Origin of the sequence: Micromonospora sp. WMMD723 (assembly GCF_049863385.1) — a bacterium.
Lineage (GTDB): Bacteria > Actinomycetota > Actinomycetes > Mycobacteriales > Micromonosporaceae > Micromonospora > Micromonospora wenchangensis.
In genome coordinates this window covers 970,244-984,656 of the sequence record NZ_JBMKNR010000001.1, presented here as the reverse complement: position 1 = coordinate 984,656, position 14,413 = coordinate 970,244, and the positions used below count along the sequence as shown (strand labels likewise).

Below are 14,413 nucleotides of genomic sequence, written 5' to 3'. Positions count from 1 at the left end.
GGCAGGGGCGGAAGTGGAACCCCCGAGGTCAGGCGGACGGTAGCCGCGGCTCCACCCAGCCGGTCTCGGTCAGGTGGGTCATCACCGCCTGCACCGCCTCGTCGATGCTCTGGTCGGTGGTGTCGACCACCAGATCGGCGTCGGTGGGCGTCTCGTACGGGTCGTCGATGCCGGTCATCCCGGTGAGCAGGCCGGCGCGGGCGCGGGCGTACAGGCCCTTGCGGTCGCGCTGCTCACAGACCTCCAACGGGGTGGCGACGTGCACCAGCAGGAAACCCGCCCCGGCGGACCGGGCCATCTCCCGCACGGCGGCCCGAGCCTGCGCGTACGGGGCGATCGGGCAGCAGATCCCCACCCCCCGGTGCCTGGCGATCTCGGCCGCCACCCAGCCAATCCGGCGTACGTTCGCGTCCCGGTCGGCCCGGCTGAACGTCAACCCGGCCGACAACTCCCGACGCACCACGTCGCCGTCGAGCAGGGTGATCGTCCGGTCGCCCTGCTCGCGCAGCAGATCGGCCAGGCCCCGGGCGATGGTCGACTTGCCGGAGCCGGAGAGCCCGGTGAGGAAGACCACCAGCCCCCGGTGCCGACGCGGCGGGCGGGCCCGGCTCAGCTCCTTGGCCACCGCCGGCGGGGTGTGCCACTCGGGCAGCGGGAAACCCCTGTCGAGCAGGTCGTCGATCTCCGCCTCGCTCAGCGCCAGCTTGCGGTTGCGCGGCGGGATGTCGTCGCGCCAGCGCCACTGGCCGTCCCGGCTGTCGTAGGCGAGTTCGCGGGGGACCAGCACCCGCAGCCCCGCCCCGGAGAGCATGCCGCCGGTGGACAGCAGGTGGGTCACCCCGTAGGCGGCGGAGATCCGGGCCCGCAGCAGCGCGTCGCTGATCTCGTCGGCCCGCCGGGGCAACGGGACGGCGACCAGCGTCGCCGGGGGCATCCGGTCGCGGGCGGCGAAGATGCTGCGGACCAGGGCCTCGGTGGGCAGTCCGGCCGCGCCGTCCTCGCCGACCGGGATCATCACCAGCAGATGCGCGCCGAGGGTACGGGCCGCGTGCGCGATCTGCGCCAGTTGCGGCCGGTGCAGCGGCCGGTCGGCGATCACCCCGAGCACCCGGCCCGGGGGCAGCAGCGGACGCACCTCGTCCGGCCCCCGGCGCAGCCGCTGGAACGGGCCGTGCCCGCCGTCGCCGAGCCGGCGTACCGGGCCGCCCAGCCCGGCCACACCCTCACGGACCGGCCAGACGTCGGTCACCTCCAGCCCGGCCACCGGGGCGCCCTCGCCGTCGGTGAGCACCAGCGTCCGCCGGCCCGGGTCGGCCGGGTCCAGCCCGTCGGCGACGGCGGTGGGCACCTGGAGGGTCACCGGGACCGGCCAGGACGTGCCGTCGGCCAGTCGACCGCGACGCTGCAACGAGGCCAGGTCGGCGCGGGTCATGAAGCCGGCCAGCGGGGTGTACGCCCCACTCAGCAGCAGCTCCAGATCGGCCAGCTCACCGGGGCGTGGCGCGTACGCGGGGGCGTCCCGCAGCACGTCCTCGGGCAGCACTGAACCGTTGCTCATCCGTACCCCTCACTCGCTGGCCGGATCACAGTTTCTCAGCCGGCCGGCGATCGGTCGAGAGCGCCACTCCACTCCCGACCCGGAAGTGGATCATCGGTGGCCTGTCCCGGCCGGTCGGTGGGGGGCGTCAACCGGCCGGGACCAGGGACGCGGCGCCGAACGAGACCGCGAATCGTTGACACCAGATGGTGACACTGGTCAGCGCGGCGAGGTCGGTGCCGGCGGGGACGGCGTACGCCTGGTCGCCGCGGTTGCCCTTGAGTCGGCCCAGCTCGGCCCGGCGGCCGTCGTCGAAGACGTGCCAACCGGCGCGGCCGGTGCGGACCGGCTGGTCGGAGAGCCAGACCCGCAGATCCGGGCCGTTGGAGGTGTCCAGCCCGACCAGTTCCAGCCGGTGCCGGCCGTCGGCGGTGCGGACGATCCGGGCGGTGCCCGAGGTGTCGTGTTCGTGACTGACGAACGTCCCCCGGCTCACCACCACCGGCCGGGTGGCCGTGGCGCCGCCCGTGGGTGTCGCCCGGGGCGGGGTGCCGGCGGCTCCGGTCGGGGTGGCGGTTCCGGTCGGCGGGGCGGTCCCGGTCGGGGTGGCCCCGGCCACGCCGCCGTCGGCGGGTGTGGTGCCGTCGGCGGCCATGGTGCCGGTCGGGGTGGCGTCGTCGACGTCGGAGAGCCGCTCGTCGACCTGGCGGTCGGCCACCACCTTCCAGGGCTGGAACCAGTACAGGCCGAAGGCGGCGCCGACGCCGAGGACGACGACGGCGACCCAGGTCAGCGGGGCACGGGACAGGCGACGGAACATGCCGTCCAGTCTCGCCGCGCCACCGCGACCGGTCACCCGTCACCGGGGTTACGGAAGCCTTACCGCCCCGCCCGCTCGATCGACCCCCCTGGGCCGGCACGGCGGTGTCGGATTCGGCGGACACCGCTGGATCGCCGATCGGGCACGGACCATCGGCCCGGCCGACCGGGGCGGGGCTGGTCAGGGGCGGGTATCAGGGGAGACCCGGGGCGATTCCGGATACCCGCCGGGGTGGCCGGTCCCTAGGCTGGCGGACGTGACACTGATCGCGACCGAGTCGCTGACCAAGACGTACGGAGGCCGGGTCACCGCGCTGGCCGACCTGACCGTCGCGGTCGAGCCGGGGATCATCGGTCTGGTCGGCGCGAACGGCGCCGGCAAGTCGACCCTGATAAAGATCCTGCTGGGCCTGCTCCCGCCGACCAGCGGACGGGTCTCCGTGCTCGACCTCGACCCCACCACCGACCCGGCGGCGGTCCGCGCCCGGGTCGGCTACATGCCCGAACACGAGGCGCTCCCGCCCGACCTCTCCGCCGCCGAACTCGTCACCCACCTGGGACGGATGAGCGGCCTGCCCCGTACGGTGGCCCGCGAGCGCGCCTCCGAGACGCTGCGCCACGTCGGCCTCTACGAGGAGCGGTACCGCCCGGTGGGCGGCTACTCCACCGGCATGAAGCAGCGCGTCAAGCTCGCCCAGGCCCTGGTGCACGACCCGGACCTGCTGCTGCTCGACGAGCCCACCAACGGCCTCGACCCGGCCGGCCGGGACGCCATGCTCGCCCTGGTCCACCGGATCGGCACCGAGTTCGGCATCTCCGTCCTGGTCTGCTCGCACCTGCTGGGCGAGGTGGAGCGGATCTGCGACACCCTGGTCGCCATCGACGGGGGACGGCTGCTGCGCGCCGACCGGATCGACGCGATGACCTCGGCCACCGACCTGCTCGCCGTCGAGGTCAGCGAGGGCACCGACCAGCTGGCCGGCCGGCTCGCCGCGCTCGACCTGCCGGTGACCCGCGACGGCCGGATGCTGCTCGTCCCGCTGGCCGACGAGCGTACCTACGACCTGATCCTCGGCGCGGTCGCCGAGCTGGACCTGCCGCTGCACCGGCTGGACCAGCGCCGGCACCGGGTGGCCGAACTCTTCGCCCCGAGGGAGCCCAGCAATGCCTGAGCCGACCGGCGTCATCCACGACATCGGCTACCAGCGCTACACCGGCCCGAGGCTGGGCCGCCGGCACGTCTTCGGTGCGCTCTACCTGCACGGCCTGCGGACGGTCTTCGGGCTGGGCCGCAGCGCCAAGGCGAAGATCTTCCCCTGGCTGGTGGTCGGCATCGTGACGGTGGTGGCGGCCGGCCTCACCGCCGTGCGCAGCCAGATCGGCGAGGTGGTGATGACGTACGCCCAGTTCGCCGACGCGATGAGCTGGCTGGTCATCTTCTTCGTCGCGGTGGCCGCCCCCGAGCTGGTCTCCCGGGACCTGCGCAGCGGCGTGCTCCCGCTGTACTTCTCCCGGCCGCTGCCGCGCGACGACTACGCGCTGGCCAAGCTGCTCTCCCTGGTCAGCGCGCTGTGGCTGCTGCTGGGTGGACCGCAGCTGGTGATGTTCCTGGGCGCGGCGTTCACCACCCCCGACGGCCTGCGTGGCACCTGGAACGAACTGCTGGACCTGCTGCCCGGTCTGCTCTACGCCGGGCTGTGGGCGGTGGTCTTCGCCGCGATCGGGCTGCTGGTCGCCTCGCTCACCGGCAAGCGGGCGTTCGCCGCCGGTGGCATCGTGGCGGTCTTCCTGATGACCACCCCGATCGTCGGCGTGCTGTCGATCCTGCCCTCGCGGGCGGTCAACGAGCTGGCCCTCCTCGCCTCCCCGTCGACGCTGGTTCAGGGGGTCGGCTCGTGGGCGTTGCAGGACCTGCTCTACCCGGGCGCCGGCACCGGCCCGCCGATCGGCGGCTTCGGCCCGGTCTACGCGGTCGTCACCGCGCTGCTGGTCGCCGCCTGCACCGCCCTGCTGCTGCTGCGATACCGGAAGGTGGCCGCCCGATGACCACACTCGACACCGACGCCCGGCCGGTGGCCACCACCAGCACCCTGGATCTCGCCGGGGTCTCCCGCTGGTACGGCAACGTGGTGGCGGTCAACGACGTCACCATGCGGCTCGGCCCCGGGGTGACCGGCCTGCTCGGCCCGAACGGCGCCGGCAAGACCACCCTGCTGCACATGATGGCCGGCTTCCTCGCCCCGTCCCGGGGCACGCTCACCCTCGACGGGGAGTCCACCTGGCGCAACCCGGGCGTCTACCGGCGGCTCGGGCTGGTCAGCGAGCGGGAGGCGGTGCACTCCTTCCTCACCGCCAAGGAGTTCGTGCTGGCCAGCGCGAAGCTGCACCGGCTGCCCGACCCCGAGGCCGCCGCCCGCCGGGCGATCGACCTGGTCGAGATGACCGACGCGCAGGACCGCCGGATCGGCACGTACTCCAAGGGCATGCGGCAGCGGACCCGGGTGGCCGCCGCGCTGGTCCACGACCCGCAGGTGCTGCTGCTCGACGAGCCGTTCAACGGGATGGACCCGCGCCAGCGGCTGCACATGATGGGCCTGCTGCACTCCCTCGGCGACGCCGGGCGGACGATCCTGTTCAGCTCGCACATCCTGGAGGAGGTCGAGCAGGTCTCCGGCACGGTGCAGGTGATGGTGGCCGGCCGGCTGGCCGCCTCCGGTGACTTCCGCACCATCCGCCGGTTGATGACCAACCGACCGCACGTGTTCGCGGTCCGCTCCACCGACGACCGGGCGTTGGCCGTGGCGCTGATGGCCGACCCGTCGGTCGCGGGCGTCGAGCTGGACAAGACCGGCCTGACCGTACGCGCCGGCGACTACGGCGCGTTCACCCGGGCGCTGCCCAGGATCGCGCTCGCCCGGCAGATCCGGGTCCGGCAGTTGACCCCCGAGGACGAGTCCCTGGAGAGCGTCTTCTCCTACCTGGTGGAGGCCTGATGTCGACCGTTTCCTGGATCACCGCGCGCGGGCTGTTCGGCCGTCGCCGGTTCCTCATGCTGCTGCCGCTGCCGGCGGTGCTGGTGCTGCTGGCCGTCCTCTGCCGGTCGCTCGGGGTGGACCCGGGCCAGTGGGCGACGCCGGTGCTGGTCGGCCTCGGCCTGGCCGTGGTGCTGCCGGTGGTGGCGCTCATCGTCGGCACGGGCGTGCTCGGCGCGGAGATCGACGACGGCACGGTGGTGCACATCCTGACCAAGCCGCTGCCCCGCTGGCAGATCGTGCTGCCGAAACTCGCGGTGGCCGCCGGGGTCAGCGCGGTCACCGTCGCCGTGCCGCTCTACGTCGCGGGCGTGCTCGCCGACTCGGTACGCCTCGGCCTGGGCCTGGTCGTCGCCTCGGCGCTCGGCGCGCTGGCCTACTCGGCGCTGTTCCTGGCGCTCAGCCTGGTCACCCGGCGGCCGGTGCTGCTCGGCCTGGTCTACGTGCTGATCTGGGAGGGGCTGCTGGGCAACTTCGTCAGCGGCACCCGGGTGCTGTCGATCCAGCAGTGGGTGATCGCCCTGGCCGACAGGATCGCCCCGACCGACCTGCTGTCGACCACCGTGTCGGTGCCGGTGGCGGTGGTGCTCACCGCCGTGGTCAGCGTCGGCTTCACCGTGCTGGCCATCGACCGGCTCCGCTCCTTCAGCGTCGCCGGCGAAACCAGCTGACCCTGCCCCACCTGCCTCACCCGGCCCGCCCCGCTCGGGCGGGCGGGGTGGACAGCCCATGATCGACGCAGTTGCGCCGGTGTGGCGGTATCCAGTCGCCTGGATACCGCCACACCGGCGATCTAGCGCCGACCCGCCGACCCGCCAGCCCGCCGACCCGCGTCAGAACGCGCTGGCGATGACGAGTTCGGGGGCGCGGTCGGGGAGCAGGTCGAGGGTGGTGATCCGGCCTGCGGCGCGCACGTCGTCGGCGACCAGGGTGAGCTGGTCGAGCAGGCCGGCCGGGCCCAGCGCCTCGGCCAACGGGACCTCCGCCCGCATCGACAGCCTGCGCTCGGACTTGGCCCGCCGGACCTGACCCAGCGCGTCCCCGGCCAGCCGCAGCAGGGCCGGGTCACCGGTGCCGGTGATCGCCCGCCCCACCTCGTAGGTGGTCGGCCAGGGGGCCCGGTGCACCGAGCCGTACCGCCACCACGACCAGACCTCCTCGGTCACGTACGGCAGCACCGGGGCGAACAACCGCAACTGCACCGACAGGGCGGTGGCGAGCGCCGCCCGGGCCGAGTCGGCACCCGGCCCGGTGCCGTAGGCGCGTTCCTTCACCAACTCGATGTAGTCGTCGCAGAACCGCCAGAAGAACGCCTCGGTGGCCTGCAACGCGGTCGTGTGGTCGTACCCGTCGAAGGCGGCGGTCGCGGTGGCGACCACGGTGGACAGCTCGGCGAGCAGGGCGGTGTCCAGCGGGGTGGTCGCCGGGGCGCGCAGGGCGTCGGCGGCACCCAGCCCGAGTGCGAACTTCGAGGCGTTGAGCAGCTTGGTGGCCAGCCGCCGGCCCACCCTGATCTGCGCCGGGTCGAAGGCCAGGTCCATGCCGGGCCGGCCGTTGGCCGCCCAGTAGCGCACCGCGTCCGAGCCGTGCTGTTCCAGCAACGCCATCGGGGTGACCACGTTCCCCTTGGACTTGGACATCTTCTTGCGGTCCGGGTCGAGGATCCAGCCGGAGAGCACCGCGTCCCGCCAGGGCAGCACCCCGTGCTCCAGGTGGGCACGCACGACCGTGCCGAAGAGCCAGGTCCGGATGATCTCCTGCCCCTGCGGGCGCAGGTCCATCGGGAAGATCCGGTCGAACAACTCCGGGTCGGTCTCCCAACCGCCGACGATCTGCGGGGTCAACGACGAGGTGGCCCAGGTGTCCAGCACGTCCGGGTCGCCGACGAACCCACCGGGCACGCCGCGCTGCGACTCGTCGTAGCCGGGCGGCGGTTCCCCCGACGGGTCGACCGGCAGCGACGCCTCGTCCGGTGTGAGAGGGTTGGCATGGTCCGGCTCGCCAAAGGCGTCGAGCCGGTACCACACCGGCACCGGCACCCCGAAGAAGCGCTGCCGGCTGACCAGCCAGTCCCCGGTCAGCCCGCCCACCCAGTGCGCGTACCGGTGGCCCATGTGCTCCGGCACCCAGCGCAGTTCGTCGCCCCGGGCCAGCAGCTCCGCCCGCAGCCCGGCGTCCCGACCGCCGTTGCGCAGGTACCACTGCCGGGTCGAGACGATCTCCAGCGGCCGGTCGCCGCGCTCGTAGAACTTCACCGGATGGGTGATCTCGCGCGGCTCACCCACCAGGTCACCGGCGCCGCGCAGCAGCTCCACCACGGCCCGCCTGGCGGCGTTGACCGACTGCCCGGCCAACGCGGCGTAGGGTCCGGCCGGCACGCCGTCCGGCGGCTCGGCCAGCAGCCGGCCGTCCCGGCCGATCACCACCCGGGTCGCCAGGTCGAGATCCCGCCACCAGGTCACGTCGGTCAGGTCACCGAACGTGCAGACCATCGCGACGCCGGTGCCCTTCGCCGGGTCCGCCAGCGGATGCGCGCGCACCGGCACCTCGACCCCGAACACGGGGGTACGCACCGTCGCGCCGACCAGGTCGGCGTACCGCTCGTCGTCGGGGTGGCAGACCACCGCCACACAGGCCGGCAGCAGCTCCGGCCGGGTGGTGTCGACCAGCACCTCCCGCCCGTCCGGCCCGGTGAACCGCAGCCGGTGGTACGCCCCCGGACGCTCCCGGTCCTCCAGTTCCGCCTGCGCCACGGCGGTGCCGAACCCCACGTCCCACAGCGTCGGCGCCTGCGCCTGGTACGCCTCGCCCCGGGCCAGGTTGCGCAGGAACATCCGCTGCGAGGTGGCCCGCGCCGCCCGCCCGATCGTGGTGTACGTCAGCGACCAGTCCACCGACAGCCCGAGCCGTCGCCAGAGCGCCTCGAAGACCTGCTCGTCGTCGGCGGTCAACCGGGCGCACAACTCGACGAAGTTGCGGCGGGAGATCGGCGTCGGCTCCCGACGCCGGGCCTCGGTGACCGGGGCGTCGGGCGGCTGCCACGCCGGGTCGTACGGCAGGGACGGGTCGCAGCTCACCCCGTAGACGTTCTGCACCCGGCGTTCGGTGGGCAGGCCGTTGTCGTCCCAGCCCATCGGGTAGAACACGGTGCGCCCGCGCATCCGCTGGAACCGGGCCACCGTGTCGGTGTGCGTGTACGAGAAGACGTGCCCCATGTGCAGCTCGCCGGATACGGTCGGCGGCGGGGTGTCGATGGCGTACACGTCGTCGCCGCGACCGTGCCGACGCGGGGTCCCCGCCGTCGACCCGCGACCCGCTACGGTCGCCTTCTCCCGGTCGAACGCGTACGTGCCCTCCTCCTGCCAGCGGCGCGCCCAGCGTTCCTCGATGCCGTCCAGGGTGGGACGTTCGGGAACACCGGCGCGGGCCGTCCTCGCCGTATCAGTCATCGGTCGATCGTAGGCAGCCGGCGACCTCCCGCCCACGGCTTTACCGGGCGTGCCGGCCGCCCTGCACCCGGTGTCCGGCGGGCGACCTACCGGTTCGAGGAGCCGGCGGGCGGGGCGAGCAGCGGTCCCTGGGTGGCGATCTGGAAGTCGAGCCCGGTGCGGTCGTTGACCCGGTCGAGGATCACCGAGACCGCCACGTAGTTGTTCTTCTCGTCCGGGTTGGTGCAGGGACCCTCACCGGGGTCGCCGTTGTGCAGGATGCCCAGCGCCCGCCCGTCGGACTCGGTGAACAGCGGACCGCCGCTGTCCCCCGGCCGGGCGCACACCCGCACGTCGATGCCGCCGCCGGCCTTGCCGATGACCTCGCCGCAGCGGGTGCCCGGCAGGTAGCCGGCCCCGGCGCCCGAGTCGACGTACTGCTCGCCGGCCTTCGGGGTGTACGCCGAGCCGGTGGCGCAGACCACCCAGCCGGCCTGCACCGTGGCGTACGGCGTGACGCCGGTGATCGGCACGTCGCGGCTGCCCCTGCCGGCGCAGGCCGGGTTGTCGGCCACGCACCAGTAGTTGACCAGGCTCGGCGTGTTGCCGCCGGCACCGCGCCTCGGGTACGCCCAACGGGTGCTGGCCCCCTTGGCGTAGGGCAGGATCGCGTAGTCGTTGGGGAAGTCGTTCTCGGCCAGCACCGGGTTGGTCGACTCCAGGCCCACCGGCACCTTCGGACCGAGGAACTGGTGCCAGGTGTCGTCGACGCGCTGGTGCCGGCCGCCCACCACGCAGTGCCCGGCGGTCAGCACGTAGTACCGCCCCGACTTCGCCCGGACGTTGAAGCCGGTGGTGCAGCCGCCGACGGTGCCGTCGTCGCGGGGCACGTCCAGCCGGATGCCGCCGCGCATCGGCGCCTGCGCGCAGTAGCGCGGGTCGCACGCCTTGGGGATCGTGCCCGCGTCGAACCGGGCCCGGACCCGCGCCGGCACCCCGGCCGTGTCGAGCGCGCCGGCCAGCCGGGCGTCGTCGGCGGGCACCGCGTCGCCGGTGAGCACCAGCACCTCGTTGGCCCGCTCGTCGACCACCACGTCCCGCCCGGCGGTGACGCCCAGCGTCCCGGCCAGCCGGGTCGCCGCCGCGTCCAGGTCACGACGCGAGTGCCGGACCGGCACGACGGTGACGTGCCGGGCGTCCGGCAGCCCGGCGACCGCCCCGGTGACCCGGGCCGGGTCGGTGGCGGCGATGGTGAGCACCCCGCCGCCGGCCTGGTCCAGCCACATCCCGGCGTACGCGTCGGGGAAACGGGCGGCCAGGGTGTCGGCCAGCGGCGCGGACAGTTCCTGGAGGGCCAACCGGCGGGCGGCCTCGTCGGGGCCGACCCGGTAGCGGTCGCTGAGGTAGCTCACCGAGGCGGGGGCGGCCTGCGCGACCTGGGCCGCCGGGCGGCTCGCCACCGGTGCCGGGCGCGGTGCGGCAGGCGTCGCGGCCCGGCCACCGGCGTCGGCGCGGGTCGCCGTCCGGGCCTGCCCGGCGACCGGGACCGCCCCGGCCGCCCAGGTGCCGCCGGTGGGTCCGCCGGCCGGAGCGGCGCCCCGGTCCACGGCCAACGCCACCCCCGTCGTCCCCATCGTGCTCAGCGCCAGCGCCGCCGCCAGCACCACTCGTCCACGGATCCGCACGCCGCAACCTCCCCGTATGCCGGCGACGCGACCGGCCCCGCCGCGCCCGCCCGACCGGTTGGACCGGTGGAAGCGGGGGTGGGGCCCGTCGATGCGGGCAGAGTCTATCCGTCCGGTGGACCACCGGATGCCCCGCAGGACGGGTCAGCTCAGCGACTCGCGCCACTGCCGGTGCAGCGTGGCGTACCGGCCGCCGGTGGTGGCGAGCCGGGCCGGCGGGCCGTCCTCGACGATCCGTCCGGAGTCGACGACCAGCACCCGGTCGGCGGTCTCCACCGTGGACAGCCGGTGCGCGATCACCAGCGCGGTGCGGTCCCGCAGCACGCTGGCCAGCGCCCGCTGCACCAGCCGCTCGGTCGGCACGTCCAGCGACGACGTCGCCTCGTCCAGGATCAGCACCCGGGGGTCGGCCAGGAACGCGCGGGCGAACGCGACGAGCTGCCGCTGCCCGGCGGAGAGCCGGCCGCCGCGCCGGTGCACCTCGGTGGCGTACCCGTCGGGCAGGGCGGCGATGAAGTCGTGCGCGCCGATCGCCCGCGCCGCCGCCTGCACCGCCGCGTCGGAGGCGTCCGGCCGGCCGAACCTGATGTTCTCCGCCACCGTGCCGCCGAACAGGTGGTTCTCCTGGGTCACCAGCACCACCGCGCGCCGCAGCTCGGCGTCGGACAGGTCCCGCAGGTCGACCCCGTCCAGCTCGACCGTGCCGGCGTCCGGGTCGTGGAAGCGGGCGAGCAGCTTCGCCACCGTCGACTTGCCGGCACCGGTCGGGCCGATCAGGGCCACCGTCTGCCCGGCCGGCACGGCCAGGTCCAGCCCGGTCAGGATCGGCGTCTGCGGCCGGTAACCGAAGCAGACCGCGCGGAACGTCACCGCGCCCCGCCCCGGCCCGGCCGGCAACGGCACCGGCGACGCCGGTTCGGGCACCCCCGGTCGTTCGTCGAGCACCCCGGCGAGCTTCTCCAGGGCGGCGGTCGCCGACTGCAGCGAGTTGTAGAACTGGCTCAGCTCCTGCATCGGGTCGAAGAACCGGCGCAGGTAGAGCAGGAACGCGGCCAGCACCCCCACCGCGGTGTCGCCGCCCAGCACCCGCCAGCCGCCGTACCCGAGGACGGTGGCCACCGTGACGTTGCCGATCACCTTGATCCCCGGCGAGTACGTGGCGATCAGCCGGAACCCGTGCAGGCTGGCCCGCCGGTACTCGTCGTTGACCGCGACGAAGATCTCCTGGTTGCGTGGCTCACGGCGGAACGCCTGCACGGCGCGGATGCCGCGCAGCGACTCGACGAAGTGGACGATCACCAGGGCCACCGCCTCCCGGCTGTGCCGGTAGGCCTGGGCCGAGGCGTGCGCGAACCAGCGGGACAGCCAGAACAGGAACGGGAACGCCAACAGGGTCACCGCCGCCAGCGGCAGGTCCAGCCAGAGCAGGATGGCGGCGACCGACAGCACCGACAGCGCGGCGGCGACCAGGGAGTCGATCCCCCCGTCGACCAGTTCGGCGATGGAGTCGACGTCGCTGGTGAGCCGGGACACCACCCGACCGGAGGTGTAGCGCTCGTGGAAGCCGACCGAGAGGGTCAGCAGGTGGCCGTACACCCGCTGGCGCAGGTCGAGCAGGACGGCCTGGCCGATCCGGGCGGAGCGGGTGAGGTAGCTGCGCCGGGCGGCGTACTCGGTGAGGGCCGCGACGGCGAACGCGCCCGCGACGGCGGACAGCGGACCCGGGTCACCGGCGCGCAGCGGCGGCACCGCCCGGTCGATGCCGAGCATGACCAGGTACGGCCCGGCCATCGCGGCGGCGTTCTGGGCCAGCAGCAGGCCCACCGCCACGCCGAGCGACCGGCGGTGCGGGCGGAGCAGGTCACGCAGCAGCGCCCGGCTGCGCCCCCGCAGCCGGGCCACCGCCTCCGGGGAGTCGTCCTCGGCCCGGCTGCGGTCGGCGTCCGGTTCGGTGGCCCGTCCCCGCCAGTGCGCCAGCGCGACCGACCGGCCGTCGCCCCCGGCGGTGCCGTGCTGCCGGGGCGGGCGACCGTCACCGGCGGCCGTGCGGTGCCGCCGGGCCGGCCGGCGGATCACGAGCGCACCAGGCCCGGTGCCGGCGCGGGCTCGGCGGCGAGCACCGCCCGGTACGCCGGCACCGTGGCCAGCAGGTCGCCGTGCCGGCCGACGGCGGTGATCCGCCCCCCGTCGAGCAGCGCCACCCGGTCGGCCAGCGCGACCGTCGACGGCCGGTGCACCACCAGCAGCGCGGTGGTGTCCCGCAGCACCCGGCGTAGCGCCGCCTCGACCAGCGCCTCGGTGTGCACGTCCAGGGCGGAGAGCGGGTCGTCGAGGACCAGCAGCGCCGGCCGGCCGAGCACCGCGCGGGCCAGCGCCAGCCGCTGACGCTGCCCGCCGGAGAGCGACAGGCCCTGCTCGCCCACCCGGGTCGCCAACCCCCACGGCAGGTCGTACGCGAAGTCGGCCTGGGCCAGCGCCAGCGCGGCCCGGACGTCGTCGTCGGTGGCGTCCGGACAGCCCAGGGTGAGGTTCTCCCAGACCGACATGGAGAACAGCGTCGGCTCCTCGAAGGCCACCCCGACCAGCCGGCGCAGCGCGTCCAGGCGTACCCCGCGCAGGTCGTGCCCGTCCAGGGTGATCCGGCCACCGGTGACGTCGTGCAGCCGGGGCACCAGGGAGAGCAGGGTGCTCTTGCCGCAGCCGGTCGCCCCCACCAGGGCCAGCGTCTCGCCCGGCTCGACGGTCAGTTCGATCTCCCGCAGCACCGGTTCGGCGCTGCCCGGGTAGCGGAACGACACCCCCTCGAAGCGGAGCCGGCCGCGCACCGCCGAGCGGGCCAGCGGCACGGCGTCCGGGGCGTCCACGATCGACGGCGGCGTGTCCAGCACCTCCTGGATGCGGTCGGCGGCGGTGGCCGCCTCCTGCCCGTTGGCGATGATCCAACCGAGCGACTGCACCGGCCAGATCAGCATGAGTTGGAGACTGACGAAGGCGACCAGCTCGCCGATGGTCAACGCGTCCCGGGCGACAAGCGTCGCGCCGCCGACCAGCGTCGCGCCCAGGGTCAGGTTGGGCACCAGGTCGAACAGGGCCGACGCGCCGGCCAGCAGCGCCCCCTTGGCCACGCCGGTGTCGTGCAGCGCGCGGGCCCGCCCGGCGAACCGGTCGGCCAGCTCCGGCCCCCGCCCGTACGCCTTCATGGTGCGCAGCCCCTGCGCGGTCTCCTCGACCAGGGTGGCCACGTCGCCCTGCTGGTCCTGCATCCGTCGCGACGAGGTGTGGTAGTGCCTGCCGAACCGGCGGCTGATCAGGAACAGCGGCACCGCGCTGGCCGCCACCAGCAGTCCCAGCGGCCCGTGCAGGCGGATCAGCAGGATCACCACGGCGACGTAGGTGACCACGTTGAGCACCAGGAACAGCAACCCGAAGGAGAGGAACCGGCGTAGCACCGACAGGTCGCTGATCGCCCGGGACAGCAGTTGCCCGGACTGCCAGCGGTCGTGGAAGCCGACCGGCAGGCGTTGCAGGTGGGCGTAGAGATCGGCGCGGATGGTCGCCTCCATGCCGACGGAGGAGGACGACTGGCTCCACCGCCGGATGAAGATCAGAACCGCCTCGACCAGGCCGAGCAGCAGGGCCAGCCCGCCGAGGCGGAGCAACCCCGCCGGGTCGTGCCGGGCGACCGGCCCGTCCACCACCCGCTGCACCAGCAGGGGTACGGCCAGCCCCGCCCCGGTGGCCGCCAACGCCGCCAGCAGCAGCAGGACGTACGCGGCGGCGTACGGGCGCAGGTAGCGGCGCAGCCGCCAGAGGTTGCGCAGCGACCGGACCCGACCGTCCGCCCTCGGGGCCGGGTCGCCGTCGCGCTGCGCAGGCACTACCCGACGGTAGCGTCGAACGGCGTCGATGCGG

The 14,413-nt window shown here is 74.4% G+C and carries 10 protein-coding genes; 4 read left to right on the top strand and 6 right to left on the bottom strand.

Annotated elements, in window-relative coordinates; genetic code table 11:
- Window positions 1-28 precede the first annotated feature (28 nt).
- A complete protein-coding gene (cysC, locus tag ACN261_RS04420) occupies window positions 29-1,558 on the bottom strand; it encodes an adenylyl-sulfate kinase (protein ID WP_363655657.1) in 1,530 nt (509 codons plus the stop codon).
- Between the two features lie 127 nt (window positions 1,559-1,685).
- Window positions 1,686-2,357, bottom strand: coding sequence for a DM13 domain-containing protein (locus ACN261_RS04415; RefSeq protein ID WP_421484054.1), 672 nt, complete (start codon window positions 2,355-2,357; stop codon window positions 1,686-1,688).
- Here ACN261_RS04415 and ACN261_RS04410 point away from each other — a divergent pair.
- From ACN261_RS04410 to ACN261_RS04395, 4 genes are read left to right on the top strand one after another with little or no spacing between them, the layout of a single operon-like run.
- A complete protein-coding gene (locus tag ACN261_RS04410) occupies window positions 2,356-3,528 on the top strand; it encodes an ABC transporter ATP-binding protein (RefSeq protein WP_425848565.1) in 1,173 nt (390 codons plus the stop codon). The genes ACN261_RS04415 and ACN261_RS04410 overlap by 2 nt on opposite strands.
- Window positions 3,521-4,402 (top strand): ABC transporter permease, encoded by an 882-nt coding sequence (locus ACN261_RS04405; RefSeq protein ID WP_421484052.1) that lies wholly within the window; start codon window positions 3,521-3,523, stop codon window positions 4,400-4,402. Before ACN261_RS04410 ends, ACN261_RS04405 begins: the two co-directional genes overlap by 8 nt.
- Window positions 4,399-5,349, top strand: coding sequence for an ABC transporter ATP-binding protein (locus ACN261_RS04400; RefSeq protein WP_421484050.1), 951 nt, complete (start codon window positions 4,399-4,401; stop codon window positions 5,347-5,349). The genes ACN261_RS04405 and ACN261_RS04400 overlap by 4 nt, the downstream gene beginning before the upstream one ends.
- The gene (locus tag ACN261_RS04395; protein ID WP_421484049.1) at window positions 5,349-6,059 is read left to right on the top strand and encodes an ABC transporter permease; all 711 of its coding nucleotides are present in this window, start codon (window positions 5,349-5,351) and stop codon (window positions 6,057-6,059) included. The genes ACN261_RS04400 and ACN261_RS04395 overlap by 1 nt, the downstream gene beginning before the upstream one ends.
- A gap of 162 nt (window positions 6,060-6,221) precedes the next feature.
- Here the strand turns inward: ACN261_RS04395 and valS are convergent, their stop codons facing one another.
- The 4 genes from valS to ACN261_RS04375 all read right to left on the bottom strand — a co-directional run bounded on the left by valS (window position 6,222) and on the right by ACN261_RS04375 (window position 14,379).
- Window positions 6,222-8,837 (bottom strand): valine--tRNA ligase, encoded by a 2,616-nt coding sequence (gene valS, locus ACN261_RS04390; protein WP_421484048.1) that lies wholly within the window; start codon window positions 8,835-8,837, stop codon window positions 6,222-6,224.
- Window positions 8,838-8,923: 86 nt separating this feature from the next.
- The gene (locus ACN261_RS04385; protein ID WP_425848560.1) at window positions 8,924-10,501 is read right to left on the bottom strand and encodes a trypsin-like peptidase domain-containing protein; all 1,578 of its coding nucleotides are present in this window, start codon (window positions 10,499-10,501) and stop codon (window positions 8,924-8,926) included.
- Window positions 10,502-10,645: 144 nt separating this feature from the next.
- On the bottom strand, window positions 10,646-12,478 hold the full coding sequence (locus ACN261_RS04380) for an ABC transporter ATP-binding protein (protein WP_421486923.1): 1,833 nt from the start codon (window positions 12,476-12,478) through the stop codon (window positions 10,646-10,648).
- A gap of 95 nt (window positions 12,479-12,573) precedes the next feature.
- Complete coding sequence (locus tag ACN261_RS04375) at window positions 12,574-14,379, bottom strand: ABC transporter ATP-binding protein (RefSeq protein WP_425848557.1); 1,806 nt, start codon at window positions 14,377-14,379, stop codon at window positions 12,574-12,576.
- Between the last annotated feature and the right edge of the window lie 34 nt (window positions 14,380-14,413).

Excerpts from the sequence above, each read along its gene's own strand:
- ACN261_RS04395 (WP_421484049.1), top strand. The coding sequence starts at position 5,349 with ATGTCGACCGTTTCCTGGATCACCGCGCGCGGGCTGTTCGGCCGTCGC.
- ACN261_RS04400 (WP_421484050.1), top strand. The coding sequence starts at position 4,399 with ATGACCACACTCGACACCGACGCCCGGCCGGTGGCCACCACCAGCACC.
- ACN261_RS04405 (WP_421484052.1), top strand. The coding sequence starts at position 3,521 with ATGCCTGAGCCGACCGGCGTCATCCACGACATCGGCTACCAGCGCTAC.
- valS (WP_421484048.1), bottom strand. The coding sequence starts at position 8,837 with ATGACTGATACGGCGAGGACGGCCCGCGCCGGTGTTCCCGAACGTCCC.
- ACN261_RS04410 (WP_425848565.1), top strand. The coding sequence starts at position 2,356 with ATGCCGTCCAGTCTCGCCGCGCCACCGCGACCGGTCACCCGTCACCGG.
- ACN261_RS04415 (WP_421484054.1), bottom strand. The coding sequence starts at position 2,357 with ATGTTCCGTCGCCTGTCCCGTGCCCCGCTGACCTGGGTCGCCGTCGTC.
- cysC (WP_363655657.1), bottom strand. The coding sequence starts at position 1,558 with ATGAGCAACGGTTCAGTGCTGCCCGAGGACGTGCTGCGGGACGCCCCC.